Genomic DNA, 21,463 nt, shown 5'->3' on the forward strand with positions numbered 1-21,463 from the left:
CGGCACGACGCGCGATCGCTGGTCGCGGGGCATGATCGGGAGATGAGATACGCGGAGCACATCTCCGAGCTCGTCGGGCACACCCCGCTCGTCCGGCTGTCCCGTGTCACCGACGGCCTGAGCGCGACGATCCTCGCCAAGGTCGAGTACGTGAACCCCGGCGGCTCGGTCAAGGACCGCATCGCGCTGAAGATGATCGAGGCCGCGGAGGAGTCGGGCGAGCTGCGTCCGGGCGGCACGATCGTCGAGCCGACGTCGGGCAACACCGGCGTGGGCCTCGCGCTCGTCGCGCAGCGCAAGGGCTACGACTGCGTGTTCGTCTGCCCCGACAAGGTCAGCGAGGACAAGCGGGACGTGCTGCGGGCCTACGGCGCGCGCGTCGTCGTGACGCCCACCGCCGTGCCGCCCGACCACCCCGACTCCTACTACTCGGTCTCCGACCGGCTGGTGCAGGAGATCCCGGGTGCCTGGAAGCCGAACCAGTACGCCAACCCGAACGGGCCGCTGTCGCACTACGAGTCCACCGGCCCCGAGGTCTGGGCGGACACCGACGGCCGCGTGACGCACTTCGTCGCGGGCGTCGGCACCGGCGGCACGATCACGGGCACGGGCCGCTACCTCCAGGAGGTCTCGGCGGACCGGGCGGCGGCCGAGGGCGGCCGCGTGCGGATCGTCGGCGCCGACCCGGCGGGCTCGGTCTACTCCGGTGGCGACGGGCGCCCCTACCTCGTGGAGGGCGTAGGCGAGGACTTCTGGCCCGCGGCCTACGACCCGCGGGTGCCCGACGAGGTCATCCCCGTGACCGACGCCGACTCCTTCGCGATGACGCGGCGCCTGGCGCGCGAGGAGGGCCTGCTGGTGGGCGGGTCGTGCGGGATGGCGGTCGAGGCGGCGCTGCGGCTCGCGCGCCGGCTGGAGGACGACGACGCGGCCGCGGCGGCCCGCGCGGTGATCGTCGTGCTGCTGCCCGACGGCGGCCGCGGCTACCTCTCGAAGATCTTCTCCGACACGTGGATGCGGTCGTACGGCTTCCTGCCCGACGAGCAGGGCGTGACCGCGGGTGACATCCTGCGGGCGAAGGACGGGCGCCTGCCCGACCTCGTGCACACGCACCCGAGCGAGACGGTGCGCGACGCCATCGAGATCCTGCGCGAGTACGGCGTCTCGCAGATGCCCGTCGTCGGGGCCGAACCGCCGGTGAAGATCGGCGAGGTCGCGGGTGCCGTGAGCGAGCGCGCGCTGCTCGACGCCGTCTTCGCCGGCCGCGCCGGGCTCGCGGACCGCGTCGACGCGCACATGCAGCCGCGCTTCCCCCTCATCGGCGCCGGCGAGGGCGTGGAGGCGGTCCGCGCCGCGCTGCACGACGACGACGCGCTGCTCGTGGTCGAGGACGGCGACCCCGTCGGCGTCCTCACGCGGCACGACCTGCTCGGGTTCGTCGCGGGCCGGTGACCGGCCGCCCGGGACGCCACGCACGTACGCTGGATCGGTGAGCACCGCGAGCGAGCACCCCGACTGGACGACGAGCGGCTTCTCGACCCGGGCGATCCACGCCGGTCAGGACCCGGACCCGACGACGGGGGCGGTGGTGCCGCCGATCCACCAGGTCTCGACGTACAAGCAGGACGGCGTGGGCGGCCTGCGCGGCGGGTACGAGTACTCCCGCTCGGCCAACCCCACGCGCGCCGCGCTCGAGGAGGCGCTCGCCGCCGCGGAGTCGGGCGGGTCCGGCTTCGCCTTCGCCTCGGGGCTGGCCGCGGAGGACACCCTGCTGCGCGCCGTGCTGCGCCCGGGCGACCACCTGATCGTGCCCGACGACGCGTACGGCGGCACGTACCGCCTCATCGCGCGGGTGTTCGGCCCGTGGGGCGTCGAGCACACGCCGGTCGACCTCACCGACGTGGACGCCGTCCGCGCGGCGGTGCGCCCGGAGACGCGGGTGCTGTGGGTCGAGACGCCCACCAACCCGCTGCTCGGGGTCAGCGACCTGGAGGCGCTCGCGGGCGTGGCGCGGGACGCGGGCGCGCTCCTCGTCGTCGACAACACCTTCGCGACCCCGTACCTGCAGCAGCCGCTCGCGCTCGGCGCGGACGTCGTCGTGCACTCGACGACGAAGTACATCGGCGGGCACAGCGACGTCGTCGGGGGAGCGCTCGTGGTCGCGGCGGGCGCCCGGCTCCCGGGCGGGCTCGAGTCGCCCGCGGGCGGCACCGACGTCGCGGGCGCCGTCGGCTTCCACCAGAACGCGTCCGGCGCCGTGGCCGGACCGTTCGACGCGTGGCTCACGCTGCGCGGCCTCAAGACGCTCGCCGTGCGGATGGACCGGCACCAGGCGAACGCGGCCGCCGTCGCGGACTTCCTGGTCGGCCATCCCGCGGTGACCGAGGTGCTCTACCCGGGCCTCGCGTCCCACCCCGGGCACGCGGTCGCCGCCCGCCAGATGCGCGGCTTCGGCGGCATGGTATCGTTCCGGGCCGGCAGCGAGGCGAAGGCGCTCGACGTGTGCGCGCGGACGCAGGTCTTCACGCTCGCCGAGTCGCTCGGCGGGGTGGAGTCGCTCGTGGAGCACCCCGGCCGCATGACGCACGGCTCGGTCGCGGGGACGTCGCTCGAGGTCCCGGACGACCTCGTGCGCCTCTCCGTCGGGATCGAGGACGTGGAGGACCTGCTCGCCGACCTGGACCAGGCGCTCGCCTGACGGTGTCGTGGGGCGTGGTCAGCCGCGGACCACGGTGACGGGGCAGGGGGCGAAGTCGAGCACCTGCCGGCTCACGGACCCGAGCAGCAGCTTGTCGAAGCCGCCGAGGCCGCGCGCCCCGACCACGAGCCGCTCGGCGCCCTGGGCGGCGGCCACCAGCTGCTTCGCGGCCTGGCCGTGCACGACGCGCCGCGTGAGGCGCTCGGGCGGCACCGTCACGCCCGCGGCCCGGACGGCCTCGGCCAGGGACTCGGCCGCGAACACCTCGTAGTCCTCGATGGGCGGCGCCCAGCCCCACGAGCCGGGCAGCGGCGCCAGCGTGGTGATCTGCCACGCGAAGACGGCGTCGATCGACGCGCCGGTGCGGTCGGCGACCTGGCAGGCGTGGCGCAGCGCGGCCACGCTCGGGCCCGAGGTGTCGACGCCGACGACGACGCGGGGCGGGCCCGCGTCCGCGGCGGGCTCGGCGTCGTCGGCCGCCCCGTCGGCGTCGGGGGCGGGGTCGCCGTGGCGCACGACGGTGACGGGCACGCGGGCGTGCTCGACGACGGTCGTCGACACCGAGCCCAGCACGGCCCGCCCGAGCCGCCCCCGCCGTCGGCGGCCGAGGACGAGCATGTCCGCGTCCGCGCCGAGCTCGAGCAGCGCGTCGGCCGCGGGGCCGGGCCGGGCGACGACCGACCCGTCGACGTCGAGCCCGGTCCGCACGCGGGACGCGGCGAGCAGCGCCTGCGCCTCCTCGCGCACCGGGGCGAGCGCCACCTCGTGCGCCGCGGCGTCGGCGCCCTTGCCCGCCCCCGCGGCGACCATGACCACCGTGAGCGGTGCGGCGGCCGACGCGGCCTCGCCCATCGCCCAGTCCAGCGCCTCGTCGGACTCGGCCGACCCGTTGACCCCGACCACGATGCCGCGCATCGCCCACCCCGACTCTCTCGTCGTGCGTGTCGCCGCCCGGCCCGTCATGACCTCTCGTGGCGTGGGACGACGTCCTGGTCTGCAGCATAGGTCGGCCCCCGCCGCCCGTCAGGGCGAGCGGGTGGGGCATCGGGCACGCGCGTCCGGGGCGGTCCGGCGGCCCGCGCGGGTCAGTCGTCGGCGGGGGGCGGGGCGTCCTCGGCGGTCCCCCGCGCGGCGCCGCCGCGGCCCGACAGGAGGGCGTCGACGGGGTGGGTCACGACCTCCACCCGGTCGACGAGGTCCTCCGGCCCGGTGACCACCAGGGCACGGTCGGCCGTCGTCACGTACACGGCGGCGGTGTCGCGGGCCGTGACGCGCACGCACGCCGCGTCCTCGCCGTCGACGCCGAACGTCCCCGTGCGGAGCGGGGCCTCGTCGACCTCGGCCACGAGGGCGCGCATGGCGCTGCGGTAGTCCTGGAAGGAGTCGGCGAAGTCGGCCGCCCCGTCCGCCGTGCCGTCGGCGGCGGCGCCGGACTCGAGCTCGACGGGGGAGGCGATGTCGGCGTGCAGCGGGGCCGCCAGCGCGCCGGTGCACGCGGCGCGCACCACGTCCTCCACGTCCTGGTCCGGGACGCGGGTGCGCAGCGTCTCGACCTCCAGCGCCTCGCCCGTGAAGCAGCGGTACGCGCGCACGAACCGCTCGCTGGTCGGGTCGTCGGAGTCCGCGGGCCCGGTGAGCGACTCGTCCTCCAGGTCGAGCCCCCAGACGAGGGGGTCGTGCACCTCCCCGACGACGCCGGAGAACTGCGCCAGGCGGTCGTCGTCGCCGTTCCAGGCCTGCGCGCCCGCCCTGTGCCGCGCCCCTCCGGGGCCTTGTGTGCCCGAGGCCCCCGGCTGCTGCTCGATCTCGTCCATCGGTACCCCCTCCGTGGCGACGACCGCCTTCCTCCGAGCGTGGACCGCACTGCCCGCGGGTGGCAACGCGGCACGCCGTCACGCCCCTGGCGAACATGGGCTTACCGAGGGGTGTCGGTGAGTTGTGAGCGCATAGAGTCGTAGCGGTCAGGCTGTAGCCGTCAACCGACGGGGTGCAGGAAACGCCGCTCGTGAGGGAGCAGCACATGTTCGAGAGATTCACCGACCGAGCCCGTCGGGTGGTCGTCCTTGCTCAGGAAGAGGCAAGGATGCTCAACCACAACTACATCGGCACCGAGCACATCCTGCTCGGCCTCATCCACGAGGGTGAGGGCGTCGCCGCGAAGGCCCTGGAGTCGCTGGGGATCTCGCTCGACGGCGTCCGGACACAGGTCACCGAGATCATCGGCGAGGGCCAGCAGGCCCCGAGCGGTCACATCCCGTTCACGCCGCGCGCCAAGAAGGTGCTGGAGCTGTCGCTGCGCGAGGCGCTCCAGCTCGGCCACAACTACATCGGCACCGAGCACATCCTGCTCGGCCTCATCCGCGAGGGCGAGGGTGTCGCCGCGCAGGTGCTCACGAAGATGGGCGCCGACCTGAACAAGGTGCGCCAGCAGGTCATCCAGCTGCTGAGCGGCTACCAGGGCAAGGAGCCCGTGGCCGCCGGCGGCCCGCAGGAGGGGCAGCCGTCCGGCTCCGCCGTCCTCGACCAGTTCGGCCGCAACCTCACCCAGGCCGCACGCGAGGGCAAGCTCGACCCGGTCATCGGCCGCGCGACGGAGATCGAGCGCGTCATGCAGGTGCTGAGCCGCCGCACCAAGAACAACCCCGTGCTGATCGGCGAGCCTGGCGTCGGCAAGACGGCGGTCGTCGAGGGCCTCGCCCAGGACATCGTCCGCGGCGACGTGCCGGAGACGCTGAAGGACAAGCAGCTCTACACGCTGGACCTCGGCGCCCTGGTGGCGGGCTCCCGCTACCGCGGCGACTTCGAGGAGCGCCTCAAGAAGGTGCTCAAGGAGATCCGCACGCGCGGCGACATCATCCTGTTCATCGACGAGATCCACACCCTCGTCGGGGCGGGGGCCGCCGAGGGCGCGATCGACGCGGCGAGCATCCTCAAGCCGATGCTGGCCCGCGGCGAGCTGCAGACCATCGGCGCCACGACGCTCGACGAGTACCGCAAGTACGTCGAGAAGGACCCGGCGCTGGAGCGCCGCTTCCAGCCGATCCAGGTCAACGAGCCGTCGCTCGAGCACGCCATCGAGATCCTCAAGGGCCTGCGCGACCGCTACGAGGCGCACCACCGCGTGTCCATCACGGACTCCGCGCTGGTCTCCGCCGCGCAGCTCGCCGACCGGTACATCAACGACCGGTACCTGCCGGACAAGGCGATCGACCTGATCGACGAGGCGGGCGCGCGCCTGCGCATCCGCCGCATGACCGCGCCGCCGGAGCTCAAGGCCCTGGACGAGGAGATCGCCGAGGCCCGCCGCGACAAGGAGTCGGCGATCGACGAGCAGGACTTCGAGAAGGCCGCCGGGCTGCGGGACAAGGAGAAGCAGCTCACCGCGCAGCGCGCCGACAAGGAGAAGGCCTGGAAGTCGGGCGACCTCGACTCCGTCGCGGAGGTCGACGACGAGCTGATCGCCGAGGTGCTCGCGATGTCGACCGGCATCCCGGTCGTCAAGCTCACCGAGGAGGAGTCCAGCAAGCTCCTGCACATGGAGGACGAGCTGCACAAGCGCGTCGTCGGCCAGGAGGCCGCGATCAAGGCGCTGTCGCAGGCGATCCGCCGCACGCGCGCCGGGCTCAAGGACCCGAAGCGCCCCGGTGGCTCGTTCATCTTCGCCGGCCCCACGGGCGTCGGGAAGACGGAGCTGGCCAAGGCGCTCGCCGAGTTCCTCTTCGGGGACGAGGACGCGCTGATCCAGCTCGACATGTCCGAGTTCTCGGAGAAGCACACCGTGTCGCGGCTGTTCGGCTCGCCCCCCGGGTACGTCGGCTACGACGAGGGCGGCCAGCTCACCGAGAAGGTGCGGCGCAAGCCGTTCTCGGTGGTCCTGTTCGACGAGGTCGAGAAGGCCCACGCGGACATCTTCAACTCGCTGCTGCAGGTGCTCGAGGACGGTCGCCTGACCGACTCGCAGGGCCGGGTGGTCGACTTCAAGAACACCGTGATCATCATGACCACCAACCTCGGCACGCGGGACATCGCCAAGGGCGTCCAGACCGGCTTCAACGCCGGCGGCGACCTGGTGACCTCCTACGAGCGCATGAAGGCGAAGGTCAACGAGGAGCTCAAGCAGCACTTCCGGCCGGAGTTCCTCAACCGCGTCGACGACGTGGTGGTCTTCCCGCAGCTCTCGCAGGACGAGATCATCGAGATCGTCGACCTGGAGATCGCCAAGCTGGACAAGCGGATGCGCGACCGGGACATGGGCATCGAGCTCACGCCCGCGGCGAAGCACCTGCTGGCGGAGAAGGGTTACGACCCGGTGCTCGGCGCCCGGCCGCTCAAGCGGGCGATCCAGCGGGAGATCGAGGACTCGCTGTCCGAGAAGATCCTGTTCGGCGAGCTCAAGGCCGGCGAGCTGGTGATCGTCGACGGCGAGGGCGAGGGCATCCTCGGGGAGTTCACGTTCCGCGGGGTCTCCAAGAGCGAGCACGAGCGCGGGCCGGTCTCGGTCGGTGCGAACGCGGCGCTCGACGCCCCCACCGGCGTCTCGGTGCACGACCTGCCCCCGACCGGCCAGATGCAGGCCGGCGCGGAGTGACGTCACCCGCGGGGTGAGCCTGTCGAGATCGAGGTCTCGACCGGCTCGACCGGCGGAGCGAGGCCCCGGATCCACCTGGATCCGGGGCCTTCGTCGTGCTCTGCTGCGCGACTGACCCCGCGAGCTGTCAGAGCCACACGTGGACCTACCCGGACGTGGCTCTGACAGGTCGTGGGTCGTCGTGGGTCAGGAGAGGCGGGCGAGGACGGCGTCGGCCAGGTCGGCGACGTCGTCGACCAGCGCGGCGGCGCCCGCGCCGTCGAGCTCGCCGGGGGCGGCGTACCCCCAGGTCACGCCGAGGCAGCGGATGCCGTGCGCGGCGGCGCCGTGCACGTCGTGCTCGCGGTCGCCGACCATGAGCACGGGCCCGTCGGCCGGGTCGACGGGGGAGGTGCGGCCCAGCGCGGCCAGCGCCTTGGCGATGACGTCCGCCTTGGTCGACGTGCCCTCGTCGAGCGGCGCACCGAAGACGTCGTCCACCAGCTCCGTCAGCCCGAAGCGGTCGCAGATGGGCCGGGCGTACACCTCGGGCTTGGACGTCGCGACGGCCAGCGTGCAGCCCGCGGCGCGCAGCGTGCGCAGCACGTCCGGGACCCCGTCGAACACCCGGTTGTCGTACATGCCGCCGGCGGCGAACACCTCGCGGTAGGCGCGCACCGCCTCGTCGACCCGGTCGGCGGGGACGCCGTGCGCGGGGAACGAGGCGGTGATGGGCGGGCCGACGAACGAGCGCAGGGTGGCGTCGTCCGGGACGGGCAGGCCGAGCGCGCCGTAGGCGTGGCGGATGCCCGCCACGATGCCGGGCGCGGAGTCGGTGAGCGTGCCGTCGAGGTCGAGCAGGACGAGCGGGGCGGGGGTGTGGGTCACGGCAGCAGGCTACGTGCGCGTGGTCTCGACAGGCTCGACCGACGACTGCCGGTCAGACCGTGCGCGCGTGCGCCGCCAGCCGGTCGAAGGCGCGGTCGAGGCCGTCGTCGACCGTCTGCGCCTCCGGGTGCGCGTCGTACCAGGCCATCTGCTCGACGGCGGCCTGGTCGTAGGTGATCGTGGTGCCGAACTCGGGCACGAGCGCCTGCACCTTCGCGCAGTCGAACAGCATCGTGTGCGCCTTGTCGCCCAGCAGCCCGGGCCCGACGTCGGGCAGGGCGCGGGCGATCGTCTCGGAGGCGACGTGCACGAGCTCGGGCTCGTCGACGCCCGCGGCCGCAGCGAGCCACCGGTAGACCTGGTCCCAGGCGGGGGCGTGCGTGCCCATGATCTGGAAGGTGTCGCCCACGGCCGCGGGGTGGCCGAGGAGCCCCACGAACCCGACGGCGAAGTCGTCGGTGTGCGTCAGCGTCCACAGGGACGTGCCGTCGCCGTGCACGACGACGGGCTTGCCCGCGCGCATCCGCGCGACGTCGGTCCAGCCCCCGGTGGTGGGCAGCAGGGTGCGGTCGTAGGTGTGCGAGGGCCGCACGATCGTCGCGGGGAAGTCGCGGTCGCGCCAGGCGCGCACGAGCACGTCCTCGGACGCGATCTTGTCGCGCGAGTACTGCCAGAACGGGTTGCGCAGCGGCGTGGACTCCGTCACGGGCAGCCGCGCGGGCGGAGTCTGGTACGCGGAGGCCGAGGAGATGAAGACGTACTGGCCGACGCGACCGGTGAAGCGCTCGACGTCGTGCGCCACGTGGCCGGGGTCGAACGCGCGGAACTGCGCGACCACGTCGAAGTCGCGGCCCGCGAGGGCGGCGTCGACGGCGTCGTCGTCCGTCACGTCCGCCACGAGGGTCTCGACCTCGGCCGGCAGGGGCCGGGTGGCCGACGCGCCGCGGTTGAGGACCGTGACCCGGTGGCCGAGGCGGACGGCGCGCGTGACGCTCGCCGCGCTGATCACGCCGGAGCCGCCGATGAACAGGACGTCGCGGGGGGTGCGGATGCTCATCCCGCCATCGTGCCCGACACCGCGCGCGGGCCGCAGGTTTGACAGGCACCGCCCCCTCCTGGTTCCGTACAACAGAACTAAGTTCCGTGTGACGGATCAGGGGCATCGGCGGATGCCCCGCTCGACGACGAGCAGAAGGAGGGGCGATGAGGCTCAGAGAGCTGGCCGCCGCAGGGTCGGCAGCACTCGTGGCGGTCGCGTTGACCGCCTGCGGCGCAGGATTCACGACGGCGGCGGCCGGGAACGCGTCAGCCGGCGGGGCGGGCGCGCCCGAGGCGGAGCGGGTCTTCAAGGTGGCCTTCAACCAGAACGCCGACCAGCCGGAGGCGGTCGCGCTGACCCATCTGGGCGAGCGGCTGGCCGAGCGCACCGACGGGCGGTACTCGCTGGAGGTGTACCCCAACGAGACGCTGGGGGCGCAGAAGGACACCGTCGAGCTGGTGCAGTCCGGCGCGGTGGACCTCGCCCTGGTCGCCGGGTCGCTCCTGGAGAACGTCAACCCGGACTTCGTGGCCCTGAACATGCCGTACGTCTACGACTCGCAGGCCCACCAGGAGTCGGTGCTCAACGACCCGGCGATCACGGGGGACCTGTACTCCTCGATCGAGGACCAGAACGTCCGCGTGCTCGGCGGGTTCTCGGCGGGGGTGCGCAGCGTCTACAACGCGCAGCACCCGGTCGAGACGCCCGAGGACCTCGCGGGCCTCAAGATCCGCGTCATGGAGACCGACACCAACTCCCGGATGATGGACCTCATGGGCGGGGTCGGCGCGCCCATGGGCCAGGGCGAGGTCTACACCGCCATCCAGTCGGGCGTGCTCGACGGCGGCGAGAACAACGAGTCGATCTACGCGAACCTCAAGCACGACGAGGTCGCGCCGTACTACTCGTACACGAACCACCTCATGATCCCGGACTACCTCATCACCAACCCGGCGACCTTCGGCGCGATGTCCGAGGACGACCAGGCGGTGTTCCTCGAGGAGCTCCGGAAGGCCTACGAGGAGTCGAGCGCCCTCACGACCGAGGTCATGACGGAGAGCCAGAAGGCCGCGGAGGAGGCCGGCGCCGAGTTCAACTCGCCCGACGTCGAGCCGTTCCGCGAGGCGGTCCAGCCGCTGCTCGACGAGAAGCTGACCACCGCCACGTCCCGCGAGCTGTACGACGCGGTACGCGCGGCGGCGCAGACGACGGACGGGGCGACCGAGGGGGCCGGCCGATGACGCGCGTCAAGAACGGTCTCGACGTCGCGCTGCGCTGGCTGTGCGTGGCGCTGCTCGCGGCCCTCGTGCTGGTCGTGGCGTGGCAGGTCTTCACCCGCCAGGTGCTGTCCGCGCCGAGCGTGTGGTCCGAGGAGCTCGCCAAGTACCTGTTCGTCTGGCTGAGCTTCCTCGGCACCGCCCTCGTGTTCGGGGAGCGCGGCCACATCGCGATCGACGTCCTCGTGCGCAGGATGCCGGAGCACCTGCAGCGCGGCGTCGCGGTGCTCGGCCAGGTCGTGACCCTGGTGTTCGCCGGCCTGGTGCTCGTCTACGGCGGCTGGCAGCTGTCCGAGCTCACCTGGACGCAGGCCGTCCCCAGCCTCCCGCTGATGGTCGGCTGGCTCTACCTGGTGCTCCCGGTCTCGGGCGTGCTGGTGCTCTTCTACACCGTCCACCACCTGGTGGCCGTGGTCCGTGGCGTCGAGGACGCCACGGTCGACGGCGAGCCGGAAGCTGTCTGAGGAGGTCCACATGGAGGTGGCAGCACTCGCAGGCCTGGTCCTGGTCGTCGGGATCATCGCGCTCCTCGCCCTCGGGATCCCCGTCTCGGTGGCGGTCGGCACGTCGTCCGCGGCCGCGGCGATCACCGTCCTGGGGTTCGAGAACGGGCTCCTGACGTCGGCGCAGCAGATGTTCCGCGGCGTCAACAACTTCTCCCTGCTGGCGATCCCGTTCTTCGTGCTCGCCGGCGTCATCATGAACAACGGCGGGATCGCGCTACGCCTGGTGAACTTCGCCAAGGTCCTGGTGGGCCGCGCCCCCGGGTCGCTCGCGCAGACGAACGTCGCGGCCAACGCGATGTTCGGCGCGGTCTCCGGCTCGGCGGTGGCGTCCGTCGCCGCCGTCGGCTCGACGATGGGCCCCCTGCAGGCCAAGGAGGGCTACCCGAAGGACTTCGCCGCCGCGACGAACATCGCGTCCGCGCCGTCCGGCATGATCATCCCGCCGAGCAACCTGATGATCGTGTACTCGCTCGTGTCGAGCACGTCCGTCGCGGCGCTCTTCGTCGCCGGCTACGTCCCGGGCGTCCTGTGGGCCGCGGCCTGCATGGTGATCGTGCACCTGTACTCCCGCAAGCGGCCGGAGCTCCGGGTCACGGAGAAGCTGTCGGCGCCCGCGCGGTGGCGCGTCGTGGGCGAGGCCGTGCCCGCCCTGCTGCTCATCGTCGTCGTCATCGGCGGCATCCTGGCGGGGATCTTCACCCCGACCGAGGCGTCCTGCATCGCGGTGCTCTACTCGGGCGTGCTCGCCTTCGTCTACCGCAACGTCAAGGTCCGCGACCTGTCCGGGATCCTGCTCGAGACGGTGCGCACCACATCCGTCGTCATGTTCCTCGTGGGCGTGTCCGCGGTCATGTCGTGGGTGATGTCGTTCGCGCAGATCCCGCAGCTCGTGACCGACGGGCTGCTCGCGGTGAGCACCAACCCGTACGTGCTGCTCCTGCTGATCATCCTGCTGCTGCTCGTCATCGGGTGCTTCATGGACCCGACGCCGGCCGTGCTGATCTTCGCGCCGATCTTCCTGCCCGTGGTCACGGCGTTCGGCATGGACCCGATCCACTTCGGCATCTTCATGGTGATGGCCCTGTCCATCGGCACCATCACCCCGCCCGTGGGGCCGGTCCTGTTCGTCGGGGCCCGCGTCTCGGGGATGTCGATCGAGAGCGTCATGCGGCGGATGCTCCCGTTCTTCGCGGCCCTCGTCGCCCTGCTCGTGGTGGTCGCCATGACCCCCGCCCTGTCGCTGTGGCTGCCGGGCCTCCTCGGCCTGTCGTAGCCCGCACCCGTCCCGTCCCGCACCCCACGGAGGAACACATGGAACAGCGTTACGCCACCGCCCCGGACCAGGTCCCGGGCATGGACACCGAGGAGCTGCGCCGGCGCTACCTGGTGCCCGAGCTCTTCGTCGACGACGAGATCCGCACCGTCTACACCCACCACGACCGTGTGGTGCTCGGGGGGATCAGCCCGGTCACGGCGCCCCTGACCCTGCCCGGGTACCCGGAGATCCGGTCGGAGCAGTTCTTCTCCCGCCGCGAGGCGGGCATCGTCAACGTGGGCGGGCCCGGCACGATCACGGTGGACGGCACCGAGCACCGCCTGGCGCACGGCGCGTGCCTGTACGTGGGGCGCGGCGCGGCCGACGTCGTCCTGGCGTCCGACGACGCGGCGGGGGAGGCGGGCCCGGCGCGCTTCTACCTCTTCTCCGCGCCGGCGCACACCGCCTACCCGACCACGCTCGTGGAGCCCGGGCAGGGCACCGTGCGCGAGCTGGGCGACCAGCTCACCTCCAACCGGCGCACGCTCAACCAGTACATCCACGAGAACGGCGTGCGGTCGTGCCAGGTGGTCATGGGGGTCACGACGCTGCACCCGGGCAGCATGTGGAACACCATGCCCGCGCACACCCACGACCGGCGCACGGAGTGCTACCTGTACTTCGACCTGCCCGAGGAGGCGCGCGTCGTGCACCTGCTGGGCGAGCCCACCGAGACGCGGCACATGGTCGTCGCGAACCGCGAGGCGATCATCGCGCCCAGCTGGTCGGTGCACTCCGGCGTCGGGACCGCCGCATACTCCTTCGTGTGGGCGATGGCCGGCGAGAACCAGGCGTTCGACGACATGGACGGCTTCGACGTCGCCACGATGCGCTGAGGACGACGCGCGGACGCGCGGGGACGAGGAGGAACGGTCGATGAGCGAGGCGACGACGGCCAGCGAGAAGACGCTGATGGTGCTCGAGGCGGCGATGACGCACGAGCGCTTCAGCGAGATCGTGGCGGCGGTGGACCTGCCCAAGGCGACGGTGCACCGCATCCTCGCCACGCTCGTCGACCGCGACTTCATCCGCGTCGCGGACGGCGGGGCGCACGTGCCGGGCCCCAAGATCCTGTCCCTGGCCGGGCGCGCGTACGACCGGGTGGACGTCTCGACGATCGTCCAGCCGTACGTGGACGACCTGGTGCGGCGGGTGCAGTGCACGGTGCACGTCGGGGTCCGCAGCGGCGACGAGATCATCTACCTGGTCCGCACCGACTCCGACAAGCCGTACCGGATGCCGTCGCGCGTGGGCGCGTCGATCCCGCTGCACACCTCGGCGATCGGCAAGTCCATCCTGGCCCGGCTCGACGACGACGCCGTCGAGCGCTTCGTCAACCGGGCCGGCCTCGTGCGGCGCACCGCGCGCAGCATCGCGACCCTCGAGGACCTGCGTGCCGAGCTCGAGGACGTCCGGCGCGACGGCCACGCCTTCGACCGCGAGGAGAACGTGCCGGGCGTGGTCTGCATCGGCACCGCCGTCCGGGACCACTCCGGGCACTCCAACTACGGCCTGTCGATCTCCTCGCTCGCGCTCGAGCACACGGAGGGCCAGCTCGCCGCGATGGCGGGCGACCTGCACAAGACGGCCGCCGACATCACCCACGCCCTCGGGGGCGACCGGTAGGGCGCACCGCCCGCCCGCCCCCGGGCACCGACGAAAGACGAGACACGTGAGCCACACCAGCACCTCCGCCCCCTCGACCGGCGCCGGGCTCGACCCCGCCGTGGCCGGCCTGTTCAGCCTCGAGGGGCGCACCGCGGCCGTGACCGGCGCCAGCAAGGGCATCGGCCTCGCCGTCGCGACCCTCCTCGCCCGGGCGGGCGCCGACGTGATCGGCGTCAGCACCACCATGCCCGACGGCGACTCGGAGGCGCGGCGGGCCGTCGAGGCGGCCGGGCGCCGGTTCACGCCGGTCGCCACCGACCTGTCGGACCGGGACGCCGTCGCCGCCCTGGCGGCCCTCCTCGTGGAGCGCGAGGTGGACGTGCTGGTCAACAACGGCGGCACCATCCGCCGCGCCCCGGCGGCCGAGCACCCGGACCCGGACTTCGACCACGTGCTCGAGGTGAACCTGCGCGCCGCGTGGACGCTCTCGCGCGAGGTGGGCCGGTCGATGCTGGCCCGCGGGCACGGGAAGATCGTCGGCACCGCGTCGATGCTCAGCTTCCAGGGCGGCGTGAACGTGCCCGGGTACACGGCGTCGAAGTCGGCGCTCGCGGGCCTGACCAAGGCCCTCGCGAACGAGTGGGCAGGGCGGGGTGTGAACGTGAACGCCGTCGCGCCCGGCTACGTGGCCACCGCGAACACCGACGCGCTGCGCGCCGACGACGACCGCAACGCCGCGATCCTGGCGCGCATCCCCGCGGGCCGCTGGGCGACGCCGGAGGACATCGCGGGCGCGGTGCTGTACCTCGCGTCGCCGGCGTCGGACTACGTGCACGGCGCGATCATCCCCGTCGACGGCGGCTGGCTGGCGCGCTGACGAGTTCGCTGGTCGAGCCTGTCGCGTTCGCTGGTCGAGCCTGTCGTTCGCTGGTCGAGCCTGTCGCGTTCGCTGGTCGAGCCTGTCGAGACCCGGTTCCTCAGGCTCGACCCGCGACCGGGTCGGGGACGGTCAGCCCGGTCGGCAGCACGGACGGCAGCAGCTCGCGCAGGGCGGCGACCCGCGCGTCGCGGGCGGCGCCGGTCATGCGTTCCACGGGCGCGGTGATGCTGACCGCGGCGACCGGCCGGCCCCCGCGCAGCAGGGCGACGGCGACGCACGCGATGCCGGGCTCGTTCTCCTCGGTCTCGGAGGCGTACCCGTGCTCGCGGGCCGCGGTGAGGGCCGCGCGCAGCGTGCGGTCGGCGTCGTCCGCTGCTAGTCCAGGTGCGGCGCCGGGCCCGGCGGCGAGCAGGGCGCGGCCGAGGGCGGTCGTGGCGACCGGGATGCGCCGCCCGACGGCGGACCACACGCGCAGCGGGCGCTGCGGCTCCACCTTGTCGAGGTAGACGACCTCCTGGCCGGCGAGGGTGCCGAGGTGCACCAGCTCGTCCACCTCGTCGCGCAGGGCCTCGAGCGCGGGGCGCAGCAGGCCGGGCAGGTTGTCCTCGGCGAGGTACGCGGCCCCGAGCGACAGGACGGCGGGGCCGAGCGTGTAGGCGCCGTCGACCCTCTGGTCGGCGTAGCCGCGGTGCCGCAGCGCGGCCAGGGTGCGGTGCAGCGTGGACTTGTTCGCGCCGACCTCGGCCGCGAGCTCGGCCAGGCCCACGCCGCCGGCGCCCGCGCGCGCGAGGGCGTCCAGCGTGAGCAGCGCCTTGTCGACGCTGCCCAGCGGGCTCGGGGGTTGGGTCATCGGGGCACGTCCCTTAGGGTGCTCCGTAGTGAACAACAGGCGTTCACCATAGCGAAACGGAGCACCGATGTCTTCCCCCGACACCCCGACCCCGGCGGCCCCCGGCGGCGACGTCGTCGCCGCGCTCGGAGCCCACCGCCTCGTGCCCGTCGTCGTGGTCGACGGCGCCGCCGAGGGCGCGGGTCTCGCCGACGCGCTCGTCGCCGGCGGCCTGCCCGTCGCCGAGATCACGCTGCGCACCGCGGGCGGCATCGACGCGATCCGCGCCGTCGCGCGCACCCAGCCCGACGTCGTCGTCGGCGCCGGCACCGTGACCACCGCCGCCCAGGTCGACGCCGTCGTCGAGGCCGGCGCGCGCTACATCGTGTCGCCGGGGCTGTCCGCGGCCGTCGTGCGCCGGGCCCAGGAGCACGGGATCCCCGTGCTGCCGGGCGTCGCGACGCCCACCGAGATCATGGCCGCGCTGGACCTCGGCATCGACGTCGTCAAGCTCTTCCCCGCCGCCGTCGTCGGCGGCCCCGCCGCGATCAAGGCGTTCTCCGCGCCGTTCCCCGGCCTGCGCTTCGTGCCCACCGGCGGCGTGAGCGCCGCCAACCTGGGCGACTACCTCGGCCTCGCCCCCGTGCTCGCCGTGGGCGGCTCGTGGATGGTCGAGAAGGCACTCGTCACCGCCGGCGACTGGGCCGAGATCACCCGCCGCACCGCCGAGGCCGTCGCCCTCGCCGCCCCCGCCACCTCGAAGGAGAAGTGACCGGCATGACCAACCCCTCGATCACCACCCGCCCGGCCGCCGAGTGCCGGTACGACGTCGTCGCGCTCGGCGAGGTCATGCTGCGCCTGGACCCGGGCGACCGCCGCGTGCGCACCACCCGCTCGTTCGACGTCTGGGAGGGCGGCGGCGAGTACAACGTGGCCCGCGGCCTGCGCCGCGCGTTCGGCCTCCGCGGGGCGATCGTCACCGCGCTCGCCGACAACGAGGTGGGCCGCCTCGTCGAGGACTTCATGCTCACCGGCGGCCTCGACACCTCGTGGGTGCAGTGGCGCGAGTACGACGGCATCGGCCGCAGCGTGCGCAACGGCCTCAACTTCACCGAGCGCGGCTTCGGCGTGCGCGGCGCGGTCGGCGTCAGCGACCGCGGCAACACCGCGATCGCGCAGATGAAGCCCGAGGACGTGGACTGGGACGAGCTGTTCGGTTCCGGCGTGCGCTGGCTGCACACCGGCGGCATCTTCGCGGCGCTCTCGGAGTCGGCCGCCGACGTGGCCGAGGCGGCCATGACCGCGGCCAAGAAGCACGGGACCGTCGTGTCGTACGACCTCAACTACCGCCCGTCGCTGTGGAAGGGCATCGGCGGCGTCGAGCGGGCGCGCGAGGTCAACCGCCGCCTGGCGCAGCACGTCGACGTCATGATCGGCAACGAGGAGGACTTCACCGCCTCCCTCGGCTTCGAGGTCGAGGGCGTGGACGAGAACCTCACCGACCTCGACACCGGCGCCTTCCGCGCGATGATCGGCACCGCCGCCGAGGCGTACCCGAACTTCCAGGTCATCGCGACGACGCTGCGCGGCGTGACGTCGGCGTCCGTGAACGACTGGGGCGCGATCGCCTGGTCGCGCGCCGAGGGCTTCGTCGAGGCCACGCACCGTGCCGGCCTGGAGATCTTCGACCGCGTGGGCGGCGGCGACTCGTTCGCGTCCGGCCTCGCGTACGGGCTCCTGGAGCTCGGCTCCCTGCAGGAGGCCGTCGAGTACGGTGCCGCGCACGGCGCGCTCGCCATGACCACGCCGGGCGACACGACGACGGCGACCCTCGCCGAGGTCGCCAAGCTCGCCGGCGGCGGCAGCGCGCGCGTCCAGCGCTGACCGCGCCGCGAGGTAGTGCGAAGTCCCGCGAGGTAGTTCAGATCCCCGTGAGGTAGTTCAGATCCCCGCGAGGTAGTGGTCCAGACCACTACCTCGCGGGGATCCGAACTACCTCGGCGGGGATCGCGAATGCCCGACGGCGTCGGCCCGCCGGCGCTAGCGTGAGGTCATGACGGCATCCGAGGGATCACGCTTCTGGACACTGCTCGGCGAGCAGGTCGGGCACGAGCTCGCCGCCCACCACCAGTACACGGCGATGGCGGTCTGGTTCGACGGCCACGACCTGCCGCAGCTCGCCGCGCACTTCTACCGGCAGGCGCTCGAGGAGCGCAACCACGGGATGATGATCGTCCAGTACCACCTGGACCGGTCGCTGCCCGTGGCCATCCCGGGCATCCCCGAGGTGCGCAACGAGTTCGACGACGTGCTCGGGCCGCTCCAGCTCGCGCTGGACCAGGAGCAGCAGGTCACCCGGCAGATCGAGGCGATCTTCCGCGCCGCGCGCGAGGAGGGCGACGCGCTGGGCGAGCAGTTCATGCTCTGGTTCCTGGAGGAGCAGGTGGAGGAGGTGGCGGCCGCGACCACGCTGCTCACCGTCGCCAAGCGCGCCGGCGACAACCTGTTCGACCTGGAGAACTACGTCGCGCGGGAGACCATCGGCGACTCCGGCGACTCCGCGGACGCGCCGAAGGCGGCCGGCGGGGCGCTCTAGCCGCCCCGGGCGTCGGCGCCTAGCCTGCACCCGTGCCGGAACCGCGTCAGCGCCGCGTCGCCGTCCTCGTGCTCGAGGGGGCGAAACCCCTCGACGTCGGCATCCCGTCGCAGGTGTTCACGACCCGCCCGAGCATGCCGTACGAGGTGCGGGCCTGCGCCGCGGCGCCGGGGCTCGTCACCGGCGGGGACGGGCTCTCGTACCACCTGGAGCACGGCCTGGAGGTGCTGGCCTGGGCCGACATCGTGTTCCTCCCGGGCTACCGCTTCCCGGACCGCGACGACCCGCCGCCCGCCGTCGTCGCCGCGCTCCTGGCCGCCCACGCCCGCGGGGCGCGGCTGGCCGCCATCTCGACGGGTGCGTTCGCGCTCGCCGCGACCGGCCTGCTCGACGGTCGGCGCGCCACCACGCACTGGCACTACACGCGCGCGCTCGCGGCCAAGCACCCGCAGGTGCGGGTGGACGAGAACGTCCTGTTCGTCGACGAGGGCAGCGTGCTCACGTCGGCGGGCGCAGCCTCGGGCCTCGACCTGTGCCTGCACGTGCTGCGCGGCGACCTGGGCGTCGCGGCGTCGAACCACGCGGCCCGCCGCCTCGTCGCGGCCCCGTACCGCAGCGGCGGCCAGGCCCAGTACGTGCCGCGCAGCGTGCCCGAGCCGCTCGGCGAGCGGTTCGCGGCCACGCGCGAGTGGGCGCTGCACCGTCTGGGCGAGGACCTGACCCTGGAGGCGCTCGCCCGGCACGCGCGGGTGTCGCCGCGGACGTTCTCGCGCCGGTTCGCCGACGACACCGGGTACACGCCGATGGCGTGGGTGATGCGGGCGCGCATCGACGTGGCGCGCGAGCTGCTGGAGCGCTCCGAGCGCAGCGTCGAGCAGATCGCCGCCGACGTCGGGCTCGGCACGGGCGCGAACCTGCGCGGGCACTTCCGGCGGATCCTCGGGACCACGCCCACGGAGTACCGCCGCACCTTCGCCCGCGGGGAGTGACCTGGCGAGATCCTTGCGGACCGTGGCGTCCGCGCCGGTGTTCGGTCCGCGCGCGGGCAGCGAGCCTGGTGGGCGACACGAGAGGAAGTGACGTCACATGACTCGCATCGCCATCAACGGGTTCGGCCGGATCGGACGCAACGTGCTGCGCGCGCTGCTCGACCGGGACAGCGACCTGGAGCTCGTCGCGGTGAACGACCTCACCGCGCCCGCGGCGCTCGCCCGGTTGCTCGCCTTCGACAGCACGGCGGGGCGCCTGGGCCGCCCGGTCTCGGCCGAGGACGACGCGATCGTCGTCGACGGCCGCCGGGTCGCGGTGCTCGCCGAGCGCGACCCCGCGGCGCTGCCCTGGCGCGCGCTCGGGGTGGACGTCGTGCTCGAGTCCACCGGCCGGTTCACCTCGGCCGACGCGGCGCGGGCCCACCTCGACGCCGGAGCCCGGAAGGTGCTGGTGAGCGCGCCGTCCGCCGGCGCCGACGTCACGCTCGCGCCCGGCGTCAACACGGACGCCTACGACCCGGCGGCGCACACGATCGTCTCCAACGCGTCGTGCACGACGAACGCGCTCGCCCCGCTCGCGTCGGTGCTGGACGACCTCGCCGGCATCGAGCACGGGTTCATGACCACCGTGCACGCGTACACCCAGGAGCAGAACCTCCAGGACGCCCCGCACCGGGACGCCCGGCGCGCCCGTGCCGCCGCGGTGAACATCGTGCCCACCACGACGGGCGCCGCCAAGGCGATCGGGCTCGTGCTGCCGAGCCTCGACGGCAGGCTCTCGGGCGACTCGATCCGCGTGCCGGTCCCGGTGGGGTCGCTCGTCGAGCTGAACGCCACCGTCGAGCGGGAGGTGTCGCGCGACGACGTGCTCGCCGCCTACCGCGCGGCCGCGGCCGGCCCGCTGGCGGGGATCCTCGAGTACTCCGAGGACCCGCTGGTCTCCTCCGACATCACCGGCAACCCGGCGTCGTCGATCGTCGACTCCCTGCTGACGCGCGTCGACGGCCGGCACGTGAAGGTCGTGGCCTGGTACGACAACGAGTGGGGGTTCTCCCACCGCGTGGTCGACACCCTCGAGCTGCTCGCCGCCGGCTGACGGCGGCGGGTCAGCGGTCGGCGGCCGGCGCCGTGCGGCGGAACGCGTCCCACGCGCCGAGCAGGTACTGGACGCCCAGCGCGCGGTCGTACAGCCCGTAGCCCGGGCGCGGCTTGTTCGTCGTGTTCTCGTCCCACAGGTGCCGGCCGTGGTCGGGTCGCACGTACCCCGTGTACCCGGCCTCGGCGTAGGCCTGCATGATCCCGACGGTGTCCACGTCGCCCTCGCAGGCCCGGTGCCCGACCTCGGTGAAGTCGCCGTTCGGGAAGTGCTTGATGTTCCGCACGTGGGTGAAGTGGATGCGGTCGACGAAGCGTCGCACGGTGTCCGCCGCCAGCGGGGCCTGCGCGGGGTTCGCCGAGAAGCTCCCGAGGCACAGCGTGAGGCCGTGGTGCGGGCTCGGGTGCAGGTCCAGCACGCGCTGCAGGTCGTCCGGGGTGGACACGACGCGCGGCCAGCCGAAGACGTCGAACGGCGGGTCGTCCGGGTGCACGCCCAGCCGCACGTCGGCCTCCTCGCAGGCCGGGATCACGGCGTCGAGGAAGTACTTGTAGTTCGCGTACATGTCCTCGTGCGTGACGCCCTCGTACGCGGTGTTGAGCTCGGCGAAGCTCGCCAGCCGCTCGGGCTCCCAGCCGGGCAGGGTGAGGCCGTGCGACCCGGCCTCCATGTCGGCGATGAGGCCCTCGGGCGTCATCTCGTCCACGACCGCCTTCTCGAAGTACAGGGCGGTCGAGCCGTCGGGCAGGGGGTGCCACAGGTCGGTGCGCAGCCAGTCGAAGACGGGCATGAAGTTGTAGCAGACGACCTTCACGCCGGCGCGGCCCAGGCGTCGGATCGTGGTCACGTAGTTCTCGATCGCCTCGTCGCGGCTGCGCCCCATCACGGTGCGGCCCAGCTTGATCGACTCGTGCACGTTGACGGACTCCACGACCTCCGCGTCCAGCGTGCGGGTCACGCCCCGGGCCCGCGCCTCGTCGGACAGCCCCGAGATGCGCGCGACCTCGGCGTCGATCTCCGCCTGCTCCCACACCTCGCCGGCCTGCTTGTGGTGCAGGCTCCACACCACCGTCTCGACGCCGGGGACCTGCCGGATGTGGTCCAGCGTGACCGTGTCGTTGCCCTCGCCGTACCAGCGGAAACCCATCTTCACTGCGTGACTCCTTGCTCTCGTC

The 21,463-nt window shown here is 73.2% G+C and carries 20 protein-coding genes; 14 read left to right on the forward strand and 6 right to left on the reverse strand.

The genetic code is table 11. The features are described from left to right. The first annotated feature begins 42 nt into the window (after positions 1–42). Both ACQFYA_RS04030 and ACQFYA_RS04035 read left to right on the forward strand, forming a co-directional pair. The gene (locus ACQFYA_RS04030; protein WP_499121735.1) at positions 43–1,452 is read left to right on the forward strand and encodes a cystathionine beta-synthase; all 1,410 of its coding nucleotides are present in this window, start codon (positions 43–45) and stop codon (positions 1,450–1,452) included. Positions 1,453–1,489: 37 nt separating this feature from the next. Then, positions 1,490–2,698 carry a cystathionine gamma-synthase gene (locus ACQFYA_RS04035; protein WP_499121736.1) on the forward strand — a complete coding sequence of 403 codons (1,209 nt, stop codon included), beginning with the start codon at positions 1,490–1,492 and terminating at the stop codon, positions 2,696–2,698. Between the two features lie 18 nt (positions 2,699–2,716). On the opposite strand, the gene ACQFYA_RS04040 is transcribed toward ACQFYA_RS04035, so the two are convergent. Together ACQFYA_RS04040 and ACQFYA_RS04045 are read right to left on the reverse strand one after the other, a co-directional pair. After that, positions 2,717–3,613, reverse strand: a complete 897-nt coding sequence (locus ACQFYA_RS04040) for a universal stress protein (RefSeq protein ID WP_499121737.1) — start codon at positions 3,611–3,613, stop codon at positions 2,717–2,719. 170 nt (positions 3,614–3,783) lie between these two features. Continuing rightward, positions 3,784–4,512 carry a hypothetical protein gene (locus ACQFYA_RS04045; RefSeq protein ID WP_499121738.1) on the reverse strand — a complete coding sequence of 243 codons (729 nt, stop codon included), beginning with the start codon at positions 4,510–4,512 and terminating at the stop codon, positions 3,784–3,786. A gap of 206 nt (positions 4,513–4,718) precedes the next feature. Here ACQFYA_RS04045 and ACQFYA_RS04050 point away from each other — a divergent pair, with 206 nt between their 5' ends. After that, positions 4,719–7,286 (forward strand): ATP-dependent Clp protease ATP-binding subunit, encoded by a 2,568-nt coding sequence (locus ACQFYA_RS04050; protein ID WP_499121739.1) that lies wholly within the window; start codon positions 4,719–4,721, stop codon positions 7,284–7,286. A 186-nt stretch (positions 7,287–7,472) separates the two neighbouring features. Here ACQFYA_RS04050 and ACQFYA_RS04055 read toward each other — a convergent pair whose 3' ends face one another. Next, positions 7,473–8,153, reverse strand: a complete 681-nt coding sequence (locus ACQFYA_RS04055; protein ID WP_499121741.1) for an HAD hydrolase-like protein — start codon at positions 8,151–8,153, stop codon at positions 7,473–7,475. 52 nt (positions 8,154–8,205) lie between these two features. After that, a complete protein-coding gene (locus ACQFYA_RS04060; RefSeq protein WP_499121743.1) occupies positions 8,206–9,210 on the reverse strand; it encodes an NAD-dependent epimerase/dehydratase family protein in 1,005 nt (334 codons plus the stop codon). Positions 9,211–9,356: 146 nt separating this feature from the next. Between ACQFYA_RS04060 and ACQFYA_RS04065 the strand changes: the two genes are divergently transcribed. The 6 genes from ACQFYA_RS04065 (at position 9,357) to ACQFYA_RS04090 (ending at position 14,775) form a co-directional block, all read left to right on the forward strand. Next, a complete protein-coding gene (locus ACQFYA_RS04065) occupies positions 9,357–10,433 on the forward strand; it encodes a TRAP transporter substrate-binding protein (protein ID WP_499121745.1) in 1,077 nt (358 codons plus the stop codon). Further along, positions 10,430–10,933 carry a TRAP transporter small permease gene (locus tag ACQFYA_RS04070; protein ID WP_499121746.1) on the forward strand — a complete coding sequence of 168 codons (504 nt, stop codon included), beginning with the start codon at positions 10,430–10,432 and terminating at the stop codon, positions 10,931–10,933. Before ACQFYA_RS04065 ends, ACQFYA_RS04070 begins: the two co-directional genes overlap by 4 nt. 10 nt (positions 10,934–10,943) lie before the next feature. Continuing rightward, positions 10,944–12,248 (forward strand): TRAP transporter large permease, encoded by a 1,305-nt coding sequence (locus tag ACQFYA_RS04075; RefSeq protein ID WP_499121747.1) that lies wholly within the window; start codon positions 10,944–10,946, stop codon positions 12,246–12,248. A gap of 38 nt (positions 12,249–12,286) precedes the next feature. After that, entirely contained in the window at positions 12,287–13,126 is an 840-nt protein-coding gene (gene kduI, locus ACQFYA_RS04080; protein WP_499121749.1) for a 5-dehydro-4-deoxy-D-glucuronate isomerase, read from the forward strand. A 40-nt stretch (positions 13,127–13,166) separates the two neighbouring features. Next, complete coding sequence (locus ACQFYA_RS04085; protein ID WP_499121750.1) at positions 13,167–13,916, forward strand: IclR family transcriptional regulator; 750 nt, start codon at positions 13,167–13,169, stop codon at positions 13,914–13,916. Positions 13,917–14,016: 100 nt separating this feature from the next. Beyond that, positions 14,017–14,775, forward strand: a complete 759-nt coding sequence (locus ACQFYA_RS04090) for an SDR family oxidoreductase (RefSeq protein WP_499127426.1) — start codon at positions 14,017–14,019, stop codon at positions 14,773–14,775. 100 nt (positions 14,776–14,875) lie between these two features. On the opposite strand, the gene ACQFYA_RS04095 is transcribed toward ACQFYA_RS04090, so the two are convergent. Next, positions 14,876–15,628 carry an IclR family transcriptional regulator gene (locus ACQFYA_RS04095; protein WP_499121752.1) on the reverse strand — a complete coding sequence of 251 codons (753 nt, stop codon included), beginning with the start codon at positions 15,626–15,628 and terminating at the stop codon, positions 14,876–14,878. Positions 15,629–15,695: 67 nt separating this feature from the next. On the opposite strand from ACQFYA_RS04095, the gene eda reads away from it, so the two are divergent. From eda to gap, 5 genes are all read left to right on the forward strand, one after another. Continuing rightward, complete coding sequence (gene eda, locus ACQFYA_RS04100; protein WP_499121753.1) at positions 15,696–16,379, forward strand: bifunctional 4-hydroxy-2-oxoglutarate aldolase/2-dehydro-3-deoxy-phosphogluconate aldolase; 684 nt, start codon at positions 15,696–15,698, stop codon at positions 16,377–16,379. Between the two features lie 5 nt (positions 16,380–16,384). Then, the gene (locus ACQFYA_RS04105) at positions 16,385–17,491 is read left to right on the forward strand and encodes a sugar kinase (protein ID WP_499121754.1); all 1,107 of its coding nucleotides are present in this window, start codon (positions 16,385–16,387) and stop codon (positions 17,489–17,491) included. A 169-nt stretch (positions 17,492–17,660) separates the two neighbouring features. Next, positions 17,661–18,203, forward strand: a complete 543-nt coding sequence (locus ACQFYA_RS04110) for a ferritin (protein WP_499121755.1) — start codon at positions 17,661–17,663, stop codon at positions 18,201–18,203. A gap of 32 nt (positions 18,204–18,235) precedes the next feature. Beyond that, complete coding sequence (locus ACQFYA_RS04115) at positions 18,236–19,192, forward strand: GlxA family transcriptional regulator (protein ID WP_499121756.1); 957 nt, start codon at positions 18,236–18,238, stop codon at positions 19,190–19,192. Positions 19,193–19,289: 97 nt separating this feature from the next. Then, the gene (gene gap, locus ACQFYA_RS04120) at positions 19,290–20,288 is read left to right on the forward strand and encodes a type I glyceraldehyde-3-phosphate dehydrogenase (protein WP_499121757.1); all 999 of its coding nucleotides are present in this window, start codon (positions 19,290–19,292) and stop codon (positions 20,286–20,288) included. 10 nt (positions 20,289–20,298) lie between these two features. Here gap and ACQFYA_RS04125 read toward each other — a convergent pair whose 3' ends face one another. Next, a complete protein-coding gene (locus ACQFYA_RS04125; RefSeq protein WP_499127429.1) occupies positions 20,299–21,435 on the reverse strand; it encodes a mannonate dehydratase in 1,137 nt (378 codons plus the stop codon). Between the last annotated feature and the right edge of the window lie 28 nt (positions 21,436–21,463).

It is taken from the genome of Promicromonospora sp. Marseille-Q5078, from assembly GCF_050315395.1.
Taxonomy (GTDB): Bacteria; Actinomycetota; Actinomycetes; order Actinomycetales; family Cellulomonadaceae; genus Isoptericola.